The sequence below is a fragment of the Sphingorhabdus sp. genome (assembly GCF_044239045.1).
Lineage (GTDB): Bacteria > Pseudomonadota > Alphaproteobacteria > Sphingomonadales > Sphingomonadaceae > Sphingorhabdus_B.
This window is the reverse complement of sequence record NZ_JBIICD010000001.1, coordinates 14,498-31,592: the sequence shown is the minus strand read 5'-3', so window position 1 is coordinate 31,592 and position 17,095 is coordinate 14,498. Positions and strand designations below refer to the sequence as shown.

The following is a 17,095-nucleotide window of genomic DNA, read 5'->3' as shown; positions in this document are numbered from 1 at the left end:
AGAGGACAGATAAACCGTCTTGCCAATACAACACAGTGTGCGCATATTTGCGACATGACCGATGATGCCCTGCCGGAACTGACGCCACTTGATCCCGCATTCATAACGACAAACCGGATAGCCACCGCAATTGGCTTGCTGCCATTTGTTTTTGGGGCGGGGGTGTTGGAGTTTGCAAAGTTGCTGCCCCCCGGCACCTTTCTCGTACCCATGCTTTTGGTCTACGCGTTCGTTGCCTTTACGGTGCCTGCCCGCAAATATCGTCATTGGGGCTATGATATGGGCATGGGCCGGTTGCGCGTCGTGCGTGGTTATATGTTTTATCGCGACACCTTTGTCCCCTTTGGGCGGATTCAGCATATTGATGTGGACCAAGGCCCGATCGACCGGCGCTATGGCCTTGCCAAGCTGACGGTCCACACGGCGGGTAATCACAACAGCACCGTGACATTGCCGGGCTTGGCGCATGCCGATGCGCTGGCGATGCGTGAGGCCATTCGCGCCGCCATTCGGCAAGAACTTTTGTGAACCAAGCCATAGACGGCCCAATTGACGTAACCTTGCAGGAAGGCGAGCGGCTGCATATCAGCGGCCTGTTCGTCGCTTTTGTTTCGGGTCTGCCTCAATTGCTGTTCCCATTGCTTGCTGCCGTTTTTGGCGCGCGAAAATCAGACAATCCTGCGCTGATCCCCATCATGGTCGCGGCTGTTCTGGCGCTCAGTTTATTCTTCCGCTGGCTAACATGGCTGCGTTTTCGCTATCATGTCGGTGACGATGATATCCGCATTGAAAAAGGCATATTGAACCGCACGGCCCGCTCCATTCCTTATGAACGCATTCAGGATGTGAGCATTCAGCAAAGGCCGCTGGCGCGTATCATGGGGCTGAGTGAGGTTAAGTTTGAAACCGGTGGTGGGGATGGTGATGATGCTAAGCTAAGTTTCGTTACTTTGGACGAAGCGAACCGGTTGCGCGCATTGGTACGTTCACGCAAGGCGGGCGTAGCGGTGGCGCAAGAGGTTCCAGGGATGGTCGAGTCCGAGGATACGGAAACTCTTTTCGAGATGGACGGTAAACGCGTCTTTATCCTTGGCCTCTATTCCTTTTCACTCGTTATATTTGCGGTTCTAGGCGGCTTTGCCCAGCAGTTTGATTTTCTGCTGCCGTTTGATTTTTGGGATTTGAAACGCTGGGCTGGTCTTGCTGAAGACAGCGGCGTGGGCGTCAGCACTATTAATGGCGTAGGTATGGCGGGACAATTGATCTTGGCCTTTGGGGCTTTCAGCAGCCTGATTTTCATTGGTTTGGCCACGGGTGTTGGGCGCACTTTCTTACGCGAACATGGGTTTCGCCTGACCCAATCGTCAAAGGGTTTCCGGCGGCGGCGCGGTCTTTTCACCCTAACCGATGTCGTGATGCCCACGCACCGAGTGCAGGCGGCGGTTGTACAGACTGGACCAATCCGAAAACGGCGTGGTTGGCACAGCCTGAAATTTGTGAGCCTTGCCCAGGATAGCAAGGAGGAAAGCAATTATGTCGCCGCGCCATTGGCCACGTTGGGTGAGGTATGGCGCATTGCGCAGGCCGCGGGGATTGACGCGCCGGATGGCGACGAACGGCTGCGCAAAGGAGCAAAACTGCACTGGTTAATCCAGCTGGCCCTGCTTGTACCGCCGTTATTGATTGCGATGGCGACACTGCTCATATTCGCAGACAGGCCCTTGGCGCCGACGCTGTTTTTGTCGTTGCTGTTGGTCATTACCGCATGCCTGTTTTGGTGTGACTGGCGCAAATATCGGTTCGGGCTGGATAATCAGCAATTATACCTGCGGCGCGGCTGGTGGCAGCAGCAATTGACGCTTGCGCCACAAGTGAAGGTGCAAAGCATAGAGATTGCGCAAGGGCCATTGGCACGGCGCTGCGGGCTGGCCTCGCTCAAATTTGGGATCGCAGGTGGCACGCTCGAAATGGTTGCCTTGCCGCTGTCGACGGCACAGGCAATCCGCGAGGCGGTTATGGAAAAGGTCGTAGAGGTCGATTATTCAGCGATCAATCAATCGCGTTAGCCACCTGCGTTTCAATCACGCTGCCATCATCCTTGCGCAGCGTCATCGTCACCTTTTTTGTTGCCCAATCAATGTCGATTTGCCCGAAGTTCGGGATGCCCCAAAATCCGCCTGTCCGGCGTGGGTCGGGTTCCCGTTCGCTGCCATCTCCTTTGCCAAAGGCGAAATTGAGCGAGCTGGATGTAAAATCCCATAATGGCTTGGACAGGCCGGGGGCATTGGTCTTGTAAAAACCACCGCTATGCCGGTCGCCGGTCAGGAAAATGGCGTTGTTCACGCCCTTTTGACCGAGCAACGCATATAAGCGATCGCGTTCTTTGGGAAAATTGGTCCAGCCTTCGAAATTATGCGCGTCGGTAATCACCTGAGTCGATGAAATGATGAAGCGCAATTCGGCAGGTTTTTCGAGTTCCTGCGCCAACCAATTCCATTGCGCTTGGCCCAATATTGTCGCGTTGGGATCCATGTTGGGAATGTACCAACCCAGCGTCGGGCCGGGGTCGCGATAGGTCATGGAGGCAAGGTCTGATCGGAAAAAGCGGCCATCGAGTATGATGAACTGCACGCGTTTGCCCTTCGGCCCCAATATGCGGCTTTCATAAACGCCGGGGCGGGATTTTACCTCGTCGGAGGAGCCCCAATAGGTTTCATAGGCTTTCTCTGCCCATTCCTTGAACGCAAATGCGCCGCCAGCGTCATTGGCGCCATAATCATGATCGTCCCACGCGGTCATCATCGGCACGCTGCGGCGGAAACGGTCGAACTCCGCGCGGCTGCTAAGCTTTTTATAGCTTGCGGCCAGCGTCGGGATATCGGCGCCATTGGTAGGCCTTGTGTCGCCATAGACATTGTCGCCAATCAGCAGAAAAGCCTGCGGATTTTGCGCGGCGATGACGTCCCAAAACTTCATGTCGCGATTTTCGTTGACGCAACTGCCAAAGGCGAAACGCGTGATCACCGTATCGGCCGCTAGAGAGGGGTTAGAGGCTGCCTTTGGTAATTTGGTGTCCAAGGTAGCGTAATAAGGTCGAAGTGCCTCCTGGGCGCTCTGTGGAGCAACTGGGGGCATATTAGAGGTCGACGTCACGCTGATGGCGCAGCCAGAGAGCAAAAGGGGGATAATCGGGAGGGCATATTTCATGGTCTGACCTTGCCTTTGATGAATAGCTGGACGGTCCCTTCCTCGTCGTTGAAGAGATTCGCGTCAATCCCGTAAACATGCGCCAAGTTTGCAGGCGTGATGACATCATCGACGCTGCCCTGCGCGAATAAACGGCCGGCATGCAGCAACACCAGATGGTCGGCAAAGCGCACCGCATATTGCAGATCATGCAGCACCGCGACGACGCCTTTTCCGGCTTCCGCCTGCCGTTGCAGCAAACTCAAAATGTCGAGCTGAAAGCCGGGATCAAGGTTCGCGAGTGGTTCATCCGCCAATATCCATTCGGGTTCACCTGCGAGCACGCGCGCCAGAAGAACACGGGCGCGTTCGCCACCCGATAGCTGCGTGACTGGACGATCGGCGAAGCCTTCGGTGGCGGTCGCCGACATCGCTGCCGATATCGCCCTGCGGTCGTTTGCGGATAGCCCCGCGCCGCGCATATGGGGAATGCGGCCAAGGGCAACCAAAGCCTCTGACGGTATCGCCCAATGCGTTTCTGCGCCTTGCGGCAAAAGGCCGATTTGGCGGGCGCGGGTGGTTGGAGGCATTTCGGTGATGCCTGCATCATGCAGGCTGACGGTGCCGGTTTGCGGTTTCAAAAGGCCAGCGAGACATGCGAGCAAGGTCGATTTGCCTGCGCCATTGGGCCCCAGAATGACGGTGAACTTTCCGACGTCAAACGTCGCGTCAATCCCTTCCAAAATGGGCTGATGTACATGAGCAAAACCAAGGTTGCGGACGGTCAAAGTCATACGGCACCCTTGCGATAACGCAGCAACAGCAACAAGAAAAACGGCGCGCCCAGCACCGCCATGGCAATGCCCAACCGCACTTCGCCCGGGCCAGGAACCAAACGGACAAGGCTATCCGCAGTCAGCGTCAGGATTGCGCCGCCCAAGGCGGAGGGCAGCAATATTTTCGATGGCTGCTCGCCATAGACAGCGCGGATGAGATGCGGGACGATGAGCCCGACAAAGCCGACCACACCCGACACCGCGACCGATGCGCCAACGGCAAGACCCACGCCTAGCACTATTACCCACTGTAGGCGTAACAGATTGATGCCAAGGCTTTTTGCGCCATTTTCGCCCAAGGTCAGCGCATCCAAGGCGCGGCCAGTGGAGAGCAATAAAGCGACACCCAGCGCCATGAACGGCAAGGCGGTCCAGACATCAGCCATCAACCGATCAGTCAGCGCGCCCATCAGCCAGTTGATGATTTCACTGGCAGCAAACGGGTTGGGCGCGATGCTGATGACAAAGGCGGTGAGTGCGCCCGCCAAGGTCGACAGCACCATGCCGCCCAGAATGAAGCCAATCGGTCCACCGCCGCGCGATATGGCGCGCAATAATAAAATACTCGCCCCTGCACCCAGCATTGCGCAAGCAAAAAGGCCGAAGGGCAGCAGGTTGAGCCCAAGGTAAATCGCACCGACGCCGCCCAATGCCGCGCTGGCCGACACGCCCAGCACCGTCGGGTCCGCCAGCGGATTGCGCAGATAGCCCTGTAATACCGCGCCCGAAAGCCCAAGCACTGCGCCAATGCAAAGCCCGAGCACCGCGCGGGGCAGGCGCAATTCTACGAATATCCAGCCATCGGCATTGTCCGCCGCCCAAGACATTGGCCAAATCCAAACCTTGCCCGCCATCAAGGACAGCAGAAAAGCAGCGAGCGTGAGGAGCAAGAGGAGCGATGTTAAGGCGCGGTTATTCATGGCCTATCCTTACCAAAGGACGCGCGGGTTTTCTTTAGTATCGCCGACACTTTGATAATCGTCGGACCACCGCAGAATAACAGCCTGTCGGGGAAGTCGACAATGCGGGTGCGTCCGCCCAAATGGCTGAGTAATTCCTGCCGTGCGCGCGTTTCACGGGCGTCGGAATCGCGGGCATTGGTGGGCATGAAGATCACCATTGGCGGGTTACGCATCAGCGTTTCTAACGGCAGCACACCCCATGAGGATAGGCCATATTGCGCGCTGGCGTTGCGAAAGCCGTGGCGCGCCAGCAATTCGTCCTGCAACGTGCCTTTACCCGCCACAAATCCGCCATTTTGCCAGATAATCGCCGAGACAAATGGTCCGGAAAATTGGGTGCTGGGTAGCGATTCCAGAATGTCGGAAATCAGCGCTTCTCCAGCATCTGTCCTGTCGAGTGCGGCGGCGATGGTTCGGATCTGTTGCACGTCGTCGGCGATCGTTGGCGCGACGCCCAGCGCGATCGTTTTAATGCCAGCGCGCGCGAGGACCGCATTGGCTCCGGATGATGCAAGGTTGCCCGTCAACACCAATTTAGGCCGCGCCAATAATAATTCCTCCGCGCTCATGCCCATGGCGGGCAATTGCCGTGCCCATGCCAAAGGTGCGGATGCGCTATCGGCGTCATGCGAATAGATGCTGACCGCGCTGACTTGGCCCGGCAATGCGATTTCGGCCAGAACGGCATCAATGCAAGGATTGTTGGACACAACACCATGCGGCGCGATGACCGGCGGGCGGGCGCAGCTGGCCAAGGCAAAAGCGGCAAAAAGGCACCAACCCAAGCGCATCAGAATTTGGCCCGCACGCCCATCGTCGCGTTCCGGCCAAAGCTGTTATAGCCCGCGACCACCGTATAGTCGGCATTAAGCAAATTATCGATGCGGCTATACAGCTCCAGCGCGTCGGTCACCGGCATCGACGCCCGAAGCCCGAATAAGGCATAGCCGTTGAGGCGCACATTGTTCGCGACATCGTCGAAGCTGTCGCCGACCCAGTATATGCTGCTGCCGACAGAAAGGCCAAAGGGCGTCTGCCAATCGGCGGTCAGGCTGGCATTATGCTGCGGGCGTAATGTCTGCTTTTTGCCGACATTTGCGCCTGCCGTGCGGTTGATGGCATCCACCAGCGTGTAGCTTGCTTGTATGTGAAAGTTCTCGATGGGCGTCAGGTTCAGGCCAGCCTCAAGTCCCTTCGACGTCACCTTATCGATATTTTCCGATTGGCCAGTGACCGATGAAAACGCGATCAGGTCGTTGCTGCGGCGGTTGAAATAGGTCGCGAAGATTTGGACGTTGTCGCCCAAAAATTGATGTTCCACGCCCAGATCGAAATTGCGCGCGGTTTCTGGCTTGAGGTCAGTATTGCCATAAGGCGGCTGCCCTTCGGTCAAGGTGGGGGCGCGAAACCCCTCACCATAAGTCGCGCGGAATATTGTCCGCCCATCATTGGGGGTAAAGGCCGCATTGCCGCCAAAGGTCGTTTGCCCGCCATAATCATCATAAATATCATGTCGCACGCCCGCCGTCAGCGTCAGGCCAGTCAGTGGACGCAGGATCATTTGGCTAAAGCCGCTGCCCAGATGGTTGCGGGCGATATCGGGCGCTGCACCTTCGAACGAGGTGCTGGCGAAGCTGCGTTCATATTCTGCGCCCGCGACCAAGGTCAGCGCATCGTTCAGGTCAAACGCCGCATGATATTCGGCGCGGTCAATTGCCCCGCGCACGTTGAAATTGTTGAAACTGAATACCACCGGATCGGTGCCAATTCGTTTTATATCGGTGCGCGCATAAGCAATCCGGTTTTGTAGGCGACCATCGAGCAAGTCGAAATTCGCGCCAACATAGCCGACAAATTGGCGGTTGCGCGATACGGGTAAGCCATTGGCGCCAACACCAAAGGCCGTGTCATACGCAACCGTGGCGCGGTTGTAATAGCTGCGGAAATCAAGGCTGAAGCCATCATGGATGTTCACCTTTAGCCGCGCGTTGCCCGTCAGATTGTCATAACCATCGCGTTCGGTGCCACCGGCCAGCGCCGAAATGCCGTCGCTGGTGACGAAAGAACCGCCGACGCTGCCTTCCAAAACGCCGCTGCTGCCGGCAATATTGGCGTTCACCCTTTGGGTATCGTAACTTCCATATTCCGCCCCCATGCGGGCTTCAAGGCCAGCCACCGGCGCAATGGATTGGACATTCACAACGCCGCCAATCGCTTGGCTGCCCCAAATGACGGAGTTTGGCCCGCGCAAGATTTCGACGCGGCCGATATTGCCCGTCATCAACGCGCCAAAGTCGAAAGCGCCATTGGGGCTGGAAAGATCGTTAATCCGGACGCCGTCGATGAGAACCAATGTCTGCGCGCTGCTCCCCCCGCGGATGAAGGCACTGCTCTGGCTACCCAGCCCGCCGCGCGTCGCGATGCTGACGCCTGGCACGGTCTTTAGCGCCTCTGCGATTGTGGCGCTCTGTAATTGGTCGAGCCGGTCGCGGTCGACAATGTCGATGGCTTGTCCGGTTTCAGAGCGCGGCTGGGCAAAGCCGCTGGCAGTGACGACAATTTCATCCTCTGCCGTTTGCGCAAAGGCCGTGAACGGCAGCATCGCAAGCGCGGCTGCCGCAGTTTTTAACAGGGTCACGGATATATCTCCTTCGCATGACGTCCAACAATATGTCGTCACGCGGAGGAAAACCCCGATTGCGCCAGTGTCCCGCAAGCACAAAGGACAAACCGCATTCAGGCAGGTCTCCTGGCTCCCGGGTCAATGCTCTTGCCCCGCCTTCCCAGTTTCACGGTCACCCGTTTTTCCAGTGGCATATGGAGCAAAAGCTCGCCGGTTACAGTTGCGGGAACAGCGCCGGATTTCCGCCGGCTTCCCTATTATCCACGCTCTCGCGCAGACCTGGTGCGTGTGGCGAGGTTAGGCGGCTTTTGGATATAGGTCAAGGGGCGGCGCGATGGCACGCTTAATGCCGCGTTTTGCCCGGGCGCTGCATGCCCCAAAATTGGGGGCCTTCGGGCACTTGCCAACTATGTTTGATGGCAAAGCCAAAGCTTTGGTACAAAGGGATATTATGTTCGTCGGCGGTTTCCAGATAGGCGGGCAGGCCATCCTGATCCGCGCGATCCAACCCTGCGCGGATCGCCGCGCCGCCAAATCCTTTGCCCTGAAAAGCGGGATCGCAACCGGCAAAATGCAAATACCAGACAGGTTCTTTCGGCAGATGCTTGTCAATCAGGTCGGAAATCTCCAACCCGCGCAAAATCGAGAAGCGCAGTTGCTGCACAAAGGGGATGAACAGCCGCGCGGTGTCCCATAAGGAATCGCGCGCTTGGCCGGGACCACGCCATAAGGTGACGGCTTCAATCCCATCGGTGCCAAACACCGCGCCTTTGCGATGTTCATCACGCAGGAACAGATGAAATGCTCCCACCAACCGCCGCGCACGCAATGCCGGATCGGGTATCACATAACTCCAACCGGACTCATTCTGGAACGCGCGCGCCAAAGTCTCGGCGATTTCCAGATTGTCGGTGGGCTTAAGTAGCTTCGCGTGCGGCAAGATTATCCCTTTGCCTGCGTCATGATCGGCAGGTTGCGGACGCGTTTGCCCGTTGCTGCGAACAAGGCATTGGCCAAGGCGGGCGCGGCAGGCGGAACGCCAGGTTCACCAATGCCGCCCATAGGCGCGCCGCTGTTCAGGAAATGGATATCCTGTAATAGCGGTGATTGCGCCATGGTCATCATCGGATAATCGCTGAGATTGCTTTGCTGCACTGCGCCTTTTTCCAGCGTGATCGCCTCGCCAATCGCCGCGGACAGACCCATGATCGTGCCGCCCTCAATCTGCGCCATAGCGGCGTCGGGATTTACGATGCTGCCTGCATCGACGACGGTGGTGACCTTATGCACATTGGGCATGCCATCTGCGCCAACCGAAGCCTCAATGACTTGGGCGACGATGGTTTTGAAGCTTTCAACCAAAGCGACGCCGCGTCCGTGTCCGGCCGGCAAGGGCGTGCCCCATCCACTGCGCGCGGCGGCTTCATCCAAGACGCGCAAATGCCGTGAACCTGCGGTCAGGTGATTGCGACGGAAAGTGACGGGATCTTCGCCCGCGGCATGCGCCAATTCGTCCATGAAGCTTTCATTGTAAAAGCCTTGTTGCGTCGAATTGACGGAGCGCCATGCGCCCGTATTCTGGTTCGAAACATGTGCAAAATGCCGACGTGATACGGCAGGCAGACTGTACGGAAATACGGTCTCGCTCTCGGCGCTTTCGGGCTGGGCATAATCATTGCGATAGGCCGCGATGCGTTTTTTGTCGGTTAGTGCCGCTGTCAAAACCGCTGAGCTTTGCGGGCGATATGCGCCTTGTGCGACTTCTTCCTCCCGGCTCCAGATCAGCTTCACCGGATAAGGCAATTGCATCGCAAGCTGCGTTACTTGTTCAACAATTTCCATATACATGGGCAAGCGGCGGCCAAAGCTGCCGCCGATGATCATGGGGTGGAAAGTGACATTATCGGCATCAAGGCCGGATACCTCGACGGCCAACATTTTGGTGGCCAGCGGATCCTGCATCCCGCCCCAAATGTCGAGCTTGCCGTCCTTATATTGCGCGGTGAGCGCGAAGGGCTCCATCATCGCATGGTGCAGGAACGGCACTTGATATTTGGCTTCTATCGGCTTTGCGCCAAGCCCTGCTTGCACATCACCTTCGCCCGCTTCGCCGTCGGCCTCGCCCTTGGCGATAATCGCGTCATGCGCCTGGAATATCGAAGCGGTAGAGACATCGGCATGGCCACCGTCGCTAAAGCTGGGTGCCAAAGCGCGCAGGCCGGAAATGGCTGGCCAATATCCTTTGGCGACAACGGCCACGGCATTGTCGAGTTTGATGACCTTCTCCACGCCCTTGATCGCCAAGGCAGGCGCGGTGTCGACAGATGTCAGCTTGCCGCCACGTACGGGCGCTGCTTGAATGGTGGCGACGCGCATGTTGGGAATCGCAAAATCCATGCCATATTGCGCGCTGCCGTCGACCTTAAAAGGAATATCAAGCCGCTGCATCGATTGCCGCATCAGGCGATATTGCGTGGGGTCTTTCAGCTTTGGTTCGTTGTCCAATGACAAGGTCGCTGCTTCTGCTGCAAGCTCCCCATAACGCAAAGACTGGCTTGATTTTGCGTGAATGACACGGCTGTCCTGCGTCGTCAGTTCGCCGACGGGTACATTTAGCCGCTTGGCTGCGGTTTCCATCAACGCAAGGCGCGTGGCTGCGCCAACCTTTTGAAAGGTTACTTGGCCTGTGAACCGCAAGGCGGTGGAACCACCGGTCATCTGCAGGTTCATTTGCCGCGCAAGGAACGACAAAAAGGATTGCGGGATGCCGTTGATGATCGCTGGCTTGCCAGTCATGTCGGCGAGGAATCCGCGACCCAAGCCCACATTGGCAAAGGCGGGTTCGGCAGGCGCCGACACGACACGCACTTGTTCCCATGCCGCGTCCAGCTCTTCAGCCAGCATTTGCGCAAGGCCGGTGTTGGACCCCTGACCAATGTCGGTGTGCGGCGAATAAATGGTGATGACGTCGTCTTCGCTGATTTTCAGCCAAGTCGCAAAACTATGCTCACCTTCGCCAATGATGCGCGCCTTGGCGTCTTTAGCTGCGTTGCTATCGGCGATTGCAATGCCGAACAGGCCAGCGCCGACGACGGCGATACCGCCGATCAGAAAGGCACGGCGCTTGACGCCCTTGCGCTTGAGGGGCGCTTCGGGTGCGCTATCGATTGCGGAGTTATCGGCCATTAGACGGCTCCTTCAACGGCTTGCGCGGCCTGTCCGGTGGCGGCGCGAATGGCCTTGCGGATGCGCGGATAGGTGCCGCAGCGGCAAAGGTTGGTCATCGCTGCGTCAATTTGCGCATCGCTGGGGCGGCCGGTTTTTTCGATCAGCGCGACGGCGGCCATGATTTGTCCGGACTGACAATAGCCGCATTGCGGCACTTGCGCCGCTATCCAAGCCTGTTGCACCGCATGCAGCGTGCCATCGGCGGATTTTAACCCTTCAATCGTGGTAATGGATTTGCCTGCAACCTCGCTCACCGGAACGCTGCACGAACGGGTGGGTTCGCCATCGACATGCACGGTGCACGCGCCGCACGCCGCGACGCCGCAACCGAATTTTGTGCCGGTCAGGCCAAGTTCTTCCCGAATGACCCACAATAATGGGGTATCTGGTTCGGCGGACAGCGCGACTGCTTTGCCGTTGATTGACGTTTGAATTGCCATGCGAAGAAGCTCCTGTCCTTAGTTGCGTTTCATATAGCAACGCTCCTGTCACTTTGCTAGCGGGTAGCCATGCAAACGGGCAGTGCCAATCATGATCGCATTCTTGCCGCCGCGCTTGATTGGGCGGGCGCGCCAATGGCGATTGCGACGGTGGTCGAAACTTGGAAATCTGCGCCTTGCCCGACGGGTACCCATATGCTGGTCCGTGCCGACGGGCGGTTCGTGGGTTCGGTCTCGGGCGGCTGTGTTGAGGCGGATGTTCTGGAGCGCGCGCAAATGGTGTTAGCTGGCGCACCAGCGATGCTCAGGCGGTATGGCGTTGCCGATGATGCCGCATGGGATGTTGGCCTGCCTTGCGGCGGCGATATTGTGGTGTTGGTGCAGCCGGTTTCAGCGGAAGGCTTCCCCGAAAGCCTGTTTGCGGACATCGTCAGCGCGCGGGCCAAGGGGGCGACATTGGCCGTTGTGACCGACCTTGCCACGGGCCGCAGCGCCGTATCACAGGATGCGGCGGCGGAAGGATTTGTAAATGTCTATTATCCGCCCCGCCGTTTGTTGATTGTCGGCGCGGTGGAGATTGCGGCGGCATTATCGGCGATTGCGGTGTCGCAAGGCATAGACGTCACCTTATGCGACCCGCGCGGGCGGTTTTTGACCGCGGATCGTTTCCCCGGCGTGCGCCTGGATGACCGCTGGCCGGACGAAGCAGTGAAGTCCTTCGCGCCCGATAGCCGCAGCGCGATTGTAACCTTGAGCCATGATCCGAAGATTGATGACCCCGCTTTGATTGCGGCGTTGGCAAGTCCTGCGGCCTATGTGGCGGCCTTGGGTTCTGTCCGGTCGCATCAAGCGCGGCTATCGCGGTTGACTGCGGCGGGTGTCAGCGCGGAACAATGCGCGCGGATAGAGGGGCCAGCGGGCGTTGCGATTAACGCGATCAGCGCGCCGGAAATCGCGCTCTCGATTGCGGGCGGGATGATCCGCGCGTTTAATCACGGCCTGCGCTGATGGAGGCCAAGCAGGTCGCAATCATCATCCTTGCCGCCGGACATGCGCGGCGTTTTGGTTCGGATAAACTGATGGCGGATTTGGACGGTGCGCCGCTCGGGATACGCGCCGCGCGCAATTTGGCCGGCATCGACGCGGCAGCGCATTTTGCGGTGTGTCAGCCGGGGGCAGCGATAGCGCCGCATTATGCAGATTTGGGCTATGATATCGTTGAAAATCCCAATGCCGATCTAGGCCTGTCGGCTTCACTCCATCTCGCGGTCGGGGCGGCTGCGAAGACGAAGGCGCAAGCCTTGCTGATTGTGCTGGCCGATATGCCGTTCCTTGTCGCATCGCATATCGACGCGCTGATCGCGGCGTGCGACTATGACATCATTGCGTCGGTGGACGGCGGCCAATCGATGCCGCCCGCGATTTTTCCGCGGTCCACTTGGCCGTTGCTCTTGGACACAAAGGGCGATGCTGGCGCGCGGATCATCTTGTCTCAGGCCCGCAATTTGGCCGCGCCCATCGGCAGTTTGCGCGATATAGACACGCCAGATGATTTGGCCGCTTCAAAATCGCTGCCGCTTGGCATAGACCACGCATTATGAACCAACATTCCGCTCGCCCCGCGATTGAAGCCGCCTTGCGCAACCCCAATCTGATGACGGCCGCTGTGGCGTTGTCGGAAAACCGGTTGGAAGATGCCGAACCGTTATTGCGCGGGCATTTGCGCGATGCGCCAACGGATGTGGCGGCGATCCGCATGATGGCCGAACTGGCCGCGCGCGTTGGCCGGTTAAAAGATAGCGAGGCTTTGTTGCGCCGCGCATTGGAACTGACGCCGGATTTCGGCGCGGCGCGGGCCAATTTGGCGACAGTGCTCTATAAACAAAACCGCTTTCCAGAAGCGCTGGAGCATCTCAACGCCGTTTTGGCCGAAGGCGGTGACAATCCCGTCCAACAAAATCTAAAAGCCGCAGCGCTTGGTCGGATTGGTGGCTATGAAGAGGCTGTCGCGCTGTATCAGGAGCTAACCGCGCGTTTCCCCGAGCATGCGAAATTATGGATGAGCTATGGCCATATGCTCAAGACGGTGGGCAAGCAGGACGAGTGCATTGCGGCCTATCGGCGCGCTCTGGCGGTGGAGCCTACTTTGGGTGAAGTCTATTGGAGCCTCGCCAATTTAAAAACGGTCAGCTTCTCTGAGGATGACGTCGCCGATATGGACAGGGCTTTGACGACGCCAGGGCTTGGCAAGGAGGATGCATATCATCTTCATTTCGCACTGGGCAAAGCGATGGAGGATCGCGCCGACCATGATGCGGCATTCGCGCATTATGCCAAGGCGAACGCGCTGCGCAATGCCGAGCTAGAATATGATCCGCAGTCGGTGCGCACGCAGGTCGATAATGTCATCGCGACAACCACGCCGGAATTTTGGCGCGCCCGCGCCGGGCAGGGACATGATGCGCCCGACCCGATTTTCATCATTGGCATGCCGCGCGCGGGTTCCACGTTGATTGAACAAATCCTTGCCAGCCATTCGATGGTAGAAGGCACCATGGAGTTGCCGGATATTCCGGCAATGGCGATACGCGAAGGCCGCGACACGGGCTGGGTTGACGCGTTGCGCGGATTTAGCGCGCAGGACGCCGAGCGGCTGGGTGCTGAATTTATCGAACGCACCCGCATCCAGCGCAAAACCGATAAGCCGTTCTTCATCGACAAATTGCCTAACAACTGGAATTACGTCGCTTTCATCCGGCTCATCCTGCCCAATGCCAAAATAATCGATGCGCGGCGGCACCCGCTCGATTGCTGTTTTTCCAATTATCGGCAGCATTTCGCAAAGGGGCAGGCGTTTAGTTATGACCTTTTCCATATGGGGCAATATTATGCCGATTATGTACGCTTAATGGCGCATGTCGACGCCGTTGCGCCGGGGCATGTCTATCGCGTCATTCATGAACAATTACTGGAGAATCCAGAACGCGAAATTCGCGGGCTATTAGATTATTTGGGCCTTCCGTTTGAAGATAATTGTTTGAATTTCCATCAAAACACACGCGCGGTTCGGACGGCGTCTAGCGAGCAAGTGCGTCGTCCCATCAACCGCGATGGCGTGGATCAATGGAAGCCTTATGCGGCGCATCTGGAGCCATTGAAGCGCGCATTAGGCGGGTTGTGGGAGACATATCCTGCCATATCATAGTTGCCGCGATGCAACAGTATGAACTAAAATAATGCGTAATCAGACTATAGGGCGATTAGACATTGCGTGCCTGCGCGTTTAGGAGCCTATTTGTATCAAATTAACCAAGAGGGGGTAATTGTGCGTAAACTAAATCATCGGACCAAAGTCCGCACGGCTATGGCCGCATTGCTGACATCAACTGCTTTTGGCGTTGCCGTTCCTGCAATGGCGCAGGATGCAGCTGACACGGACAGCGACGTCATCGTTGTGACCGCGCAAAAGCGCGAACAGAATTTGCAAGACGTGCCAATCGCGATCAACGCCATCGGCAATGAAAAGCTGGACCAATTGCAGGTCAGCGAATTGCAGGATATCATAAAATTCCTGCCATCGGTGACTATTCAGCAAGGCGGACCCGGCTTCGCGCAGGTGTACTTCCGCGGTGTAGCCTCGGGTGAGAATGCCAACCACTCGGCTTCGCTGCCCACGGTCGGCACCTATCTTGACGAAATGCCGATCACGACCATTCAAGGTGCGCTCGATCTGCATGCCTATGACCTTGCACGCGTTGAGGCGCTTGCTGGACCACAGGGTACTTTATATGGTGCAAGCTCGATGGCCGGCACATTGAAGCTGGTTACCAACGCACCTGATCCTTCGGGTTTCTACGGTAGCGCTGGCGTCGAGCTAAACACTGTGGCGCATGGTGATTTCGGATCGATTTACGAAGGCTTTGTCAACGTGCCGATCGCCGAAGGTGCGGCCGCGCGTCTGGTTGGCTGGTATCGCGACGATGGCGGTTATATCGACAATATTGCGGGTAGCCGTACATATGCCTCATCAGGCATTCGCCAAAGCAACGCGGCGTTGGTCGAAGAAAACTATAATGACGCCGAAACCTATGGTGCGCGTTTGGCGCTGGGCATTGACCTTGATGACAATTGGACGATTAAGTCCACAGTGATGGGGCAAGTCCAGAATACGCAAGGAAGCTACTCGCAAGAACGTTCGGGGCAGACCAAGAAGGATCTGCAGACCGTTCAGTACAACCCAGAAGGCAGCCGTGATAAATGGATCCAGGCGGCGCTGACGGTTGAAGGCACGATTGGTAATTGGGATGTGACTGCGACCGGTGGCCATTTGCGCCGTAAGACAGAAACGCAGTCCGATTATTCGGATTATGCGTATTTCTATGATGCGCTGTCCGGTTACGGTGCCTATTTTTACGATAATGCCGACAATCTTGTGAACCCGAACCAATATATTCAAGGCATTGACCGCTATAAGAGAAGCTTTGGTGAATTGCGGGTTGCAAGCCCTGCCGACGCACCTTTGCGCTTCATCGGTGGTCTGTTTGCACAGCGCCAGTCGCACAATATCGAACAAAATTACATCATCGATAATATTGCCGATTCCATCACCGTGACGGGAACCGACAGCAATATCTGGTTGACCAAGCAGTTACGCGTTGACCGCGATTATGCGGCCTTTGGTGAACTGACATATGATTTGACCGAGAAGCTCTCACTGACCGGTGGTTTGCGTTATTATAAGTTCGACAACTCATTGCAGGGATTCTTCGGATTTTCTAACGGCTATTCTAGCAAAACTGGTGAAGCTGCCTGCCTCAACACCAACGGCACAACGCGGCGCGCCAATCCGGCGGGAACGCCTGTGCCAATCATTGTTGATGGCAGCCCTTGCACCAATGTCGACAAATCGACTTCGGAAACTGGATTTATCCATAAGTTGAACGCAACTTATAAACTCTCCGATGACGCGCTCGTTTATGCGACATGGTCACGCGGTTTCCGTCCAGGCGGGATCAACCGTCGCGGTACCTTGCCACCTTATGGTTCGGACAAGCTCGACAACTATGAATTGGGCTGGAAAACGACATTTGGTGCGTTCCGTTGGAATGGTGCCATCTTCCAGAAGGATTGGAATAATATTCAACTATCATTCCTTGGCGCCAACGGCCTGACTGAAATCCGCAATGCTGGTGTGGCCCGAATTCGAGGTATCGAGATGGATACTGGTTACCGCGCTGGTGGTTTCACCTTGAACGCTGGATTTAGTTATACTGATGGCGAAATTCGGCGAGATTTTTGTAAGATCGCCAATGCAACTTTTGATTGCACGACAGCCGGAAATGAGTTGTTCGCGGCGGCTGGGTCTCGCCTTCCTGTGATTGCCAAATTTAAGGGCAATGCAATTGCACGTTACGAATTCCCGGTCGCTGATTGGGATGGCCATGTGCAGTTTGCGGTCAATCACACGGGTGGTCGCCGCAGCGATTTGCGACCAGCGCAGAATGCCATCAAGGGCAATCTAGATGCATATACCACGGCTGACTTCTCCATTGGCGTGAAGAGCGACATATGGGCGATTGAGGCATTTGCTACAAACTTGTTCGATACACGCGGTGTGGTGAACACGGGTGTCCAGTGCGTCGAAACGGTCTGCGGCACGGGTGTCACGGCGTCAACGCCAACTGGCGGCGCGTTTTATGATATGGTCATCAAACCACGCGTCATCGGTCTGAAGTTCTCGCGCGATTTTTAACGATTGTTCACTTTTCTTCGCAGAGAAAATTTGTAGTAAGAAAAGTGAAATATCGTCACGAAGCGCGT

At 57.0% G+C, this 17,095-nt stretch carries 14 protein-coding genes and 1 riboswitch; of the genes, 6 read left to right on the top strand and 8 right to left on the bottom strand.

Going from position 1 to position 17,095, the window contains the following annotated elements; genetic code table 11:
- Positions 1–54: 54 nt before the first annotated feature.
- A complete protein-coding gene (locus ACILP4_RS00135; protein ID WP_395618733.1) occupies positions 55–528 on the top strand; it encodes a PH domain-containing protein in 474 nt (157 codons plus the stop codon).
- The gene (locus ACILP4_RS00130; RefSeq protein ID WP_395618732.1) at positions 525–2,066 is read left to right on the top strand and encodes a PH domain-containing protein; all 1,542 of its coding nucleotides are present in this window, start codon (positions 525–527) and stop codon (positions 2,064–2,066) included. Before ACILP4_RS00135 ends, ACILP4_RS00130 begins: the two co-directional genes overlap by 4 nt.
- Here the strand turns inward: ACILP4_RS00130 and ACILP4_RS00125 are convergent.
- From ACILP4_RS00125 to ACILP4_RS00090, 8 genes are all read right to left on the bottom strand, one after another.
- Entirely contained in the window at positions 2,050–3,207 is a 1,158-nt protein-coding gene (locus ACILP4_RS00125) for an alkaline phosphatase D family protein (protein ID WP_395618731.1), read from the bottom strand. The genes ACILP4_RS00130 and ACILP4_RS00125 overlap by 17 nt on opposite strands.
- Positions 3,204–3,980 (bottom strand): ABC transporter ATP-binding protein, encoded by a 777-nt coding sequence (locus tag ACILP4_RS00120; protein ID WP_395618730.1) that lies wholly within the window; start codon positions 3,978–3,980, stop codon positions 3,204–3,206. Before ACILP4_RS00120 ends, ACILP4_RS00125 begins: the two co-directional genes overlap by 4 nt.
- A complete protein-coding gene (locus tag ACILP4_RS00115) occupies positions 3,977–4,942 on the bottom strand; it encodes a FecCD family ABC transporter permease (RefSeq protein WP_395618729.1) in 966 nt (321 codons plus the stop codon). Before ACILP4_RS00115 ends, ACILP4_RS00120 begins: the two co-directional genes overlap by 4 nt.
- Positions 4,939–5,775, bottom strand: coding sequence for an ABC transporter substrate-binding protein (locus ACILP4_RS00110; RefSeq protein WP_395618728.1), 837 nt, complete (start codon positions 5,773–5,775; stop codon positions 4,939–4,941). Before ACILP4_RS00110 ends, ACILP4_RS00115 begins: the two co-directional genes overlap by 4 nt.
- Positions 5,775–7,622, bottom strand: a complete 1,848-nt coding sequence (locus ACILP4_RS00105) for a TonB-dependent receptor plug domain-containing protein (protein ID WP_395618727.1) — start codon at positions 7,620–7,622, stop codon at positions 5,775–5,777. Before ACILP4_RS00105 ends, ACILP4_RS00110 begins: the two co-directional genes overlap by 1 nt.
- Positions 7,623–7,705: 83 nt before the next feature.
- Positions 7,706–7,905, bottom strand: a riboswitch (cobalamin riboswitch).
- 45 nt (positions 7,906–7,950) lie between these two features.
- Complete coding sequence (locus ACILP4_RS00100) at positions 7,951–8,547, bottom strand: GNAT family N-acetyltransferase (RefSeq protein WP_395618726.1); 597 nt, start codon at positions 8,545–8,547, stop codon at positions 7,951–7,953.
- A gap of 2 nt (positions 8,548–8,549) precedes the next feature.
- Positions 8,550–10,793 carry a molybdopterin cofactor-binding domain-containing protein gene (locus ACILP4_RS00095; RefSeq protein WP_395618725.1) on the bottom strand — a complete coding sequence of 748 codons (2,244 nt, stop codon included), beginning with the start codon at positions 10,791–10,793 and terminating at the stop codon, positions 8,550–8,552.
- On the bottom strand, positions 10,793–11,275 hold the full coding sequence (locus ACILP4_RS00090) for a (2Fe-2S)-binding protein (protein ID WP_395618724.1): 483 nt from the start codon (positions 11,273–11,275) through the stop codon (positions 10,793–10,795). The genes ACILP4_RS00095 and ACILP4_RS00090 overlap by 1 nt, the downstream gene beginning before the upstream one ends.
- 69 nt (positions 11,276–11,344) lie before the next feature.
- On the opposite strand from ACILP4_RS00090, the gene ACILP4_RS00085 reads away from it, so the two are divergent.
- The 4 genes from ACILP4_RS00085 (at position 11,345) to ACILP4_RS00070 (ending at position 17,027) form a co-directional block, all read left to right on the top strand.
- Positions 11,345–12,283 (top strand): XdhC family protein, encoded by a 939-nt coding sequence (locus ACILP4_RS00085; RefSeq protein ID WP_395618723.1) that lies wholly within the window; start codon positions 11,345–11,347, stop codon positions 12,281–12,283.
- Positions 12,283–12,876, top strand: coding sequence for a nucleotidyltransferase family protein (locus ACILP4_RS00080; protein ID WP_395618722.1), 594 nt, complete (start codon positions 12,283–12,285; stop codon positions 12,874–12,876). Before ACILP4_RS00085 ends, ACILP4_RS00080 begins: the two co-directional genes overlap by 1 nt.
- The gene (locus ACILP4_RS00075; RefSeq protein ID WP_395618721.1) at positions 12,873–14,480 is read left to right on the top strand and encodes a sulfotransferase; all 1,608 of its coding nucleotides are present in this window, start codon (positions 12,873–12,875) and stop codon (positions 14,478–14,480) included. The genes ACILP4_RS00080 and ACILP4_RS00075 overlap by 4 nt, the downstream gene beginning before the upstream one ends.
- Positions 14,481–14,639: 159 nt before the next feature.
- A complete protein-coding gene (locus ACILP4_RS00070; protein ID WP_395618859.1) occupies positions 14,640–17,027 on the top strand; it encodes a TonB-dependent receptor in 2,388 nt (795 codons plus the stop codon).
- Positions 17,028–17,095 lie beyond the last annotated feature (68 nt).

Bases quoted from the DNA above. Each gene is read 5' to 3' on its own strand.
- ACILP4_RS00110 (WP_395618728.1), bottom strand. From the start codon at position 5,775: ATGCGCTTGGGTTGGTGCCTTTTTGCCGCTTTTGCCTTGGCCAGCTGC.
- ACILP4_RS00080 (WP_395618722.1), top strand. From the start codon at position 12,283: ATGGAGGCCAAGCAGGTCGCAATCATCATCCTTGCCGCCGGACATGCG.
- ACILP4_RS00090 (WP_395618724.1), bottom strand. From the start codon at position 11,275: ATGGCAATTCAAACGTCAATCAACGGCAAAGCAGTCGCGCTGTCCGCC.
- ACILP4_RS00135 (WP_395618733.1), top strand. From the start codon at position 55: ATGACCGATGATGCCCTGCCGGAACTGACGCCACTTGATCCCGCATTC.
- ACILP4_RS00070 (WP_395618859.1), top strand. From the start codon at position 14,640: ATGGCCGCATTGCTGACATCAACTGCTTTTGGCGTTGCCGTTCCTGCA.
- ACILP4_RS00125 (WP_395618731.1), bottom strand. From the start codon at position 3,207: ATGAAATATGCCCTCCCGATTATCCCCCTTTTGCTCTCTGGCTGCGCC.
- ACILP4_RS00085 (WP_395618723.1), top strand. From the start codon at position 11,345: ATGCAAACGGGCAGTGCCAATCATGATCGCATTCTTGCCGCCGCGCTT.
- ACILP4_RS00120 (WP_395618730.1), bottom strand. From the start codon at position 3,980: ATGACTTTGACCGTCCGCAACCTTGGTTTTGCTCATGTACATCAGCCC.
- ACILP4_RS00095 (WP_395618725.1), bottom strand. From the start codon at position 10,793: ATGGCCGATAACTCCGCAATCGATAGCGCACCCGAAGCGCCCCTCAAG.
- ACILP4_RS00115 (WP_395618729.1), bottom strand. From the start codon at position 4,942: ATGAATAACCGCGCCTTAACATCGCTCCTCTTGCTCCTCACGCTCGCT.
- ACILP4_RS00075 (WP_395618721.1), top strand. From the start codon at position 12,873: ATGAACCAACATTCCGCTCGCCCCGCGATTGAAGCCGCCTTGCGCAAC.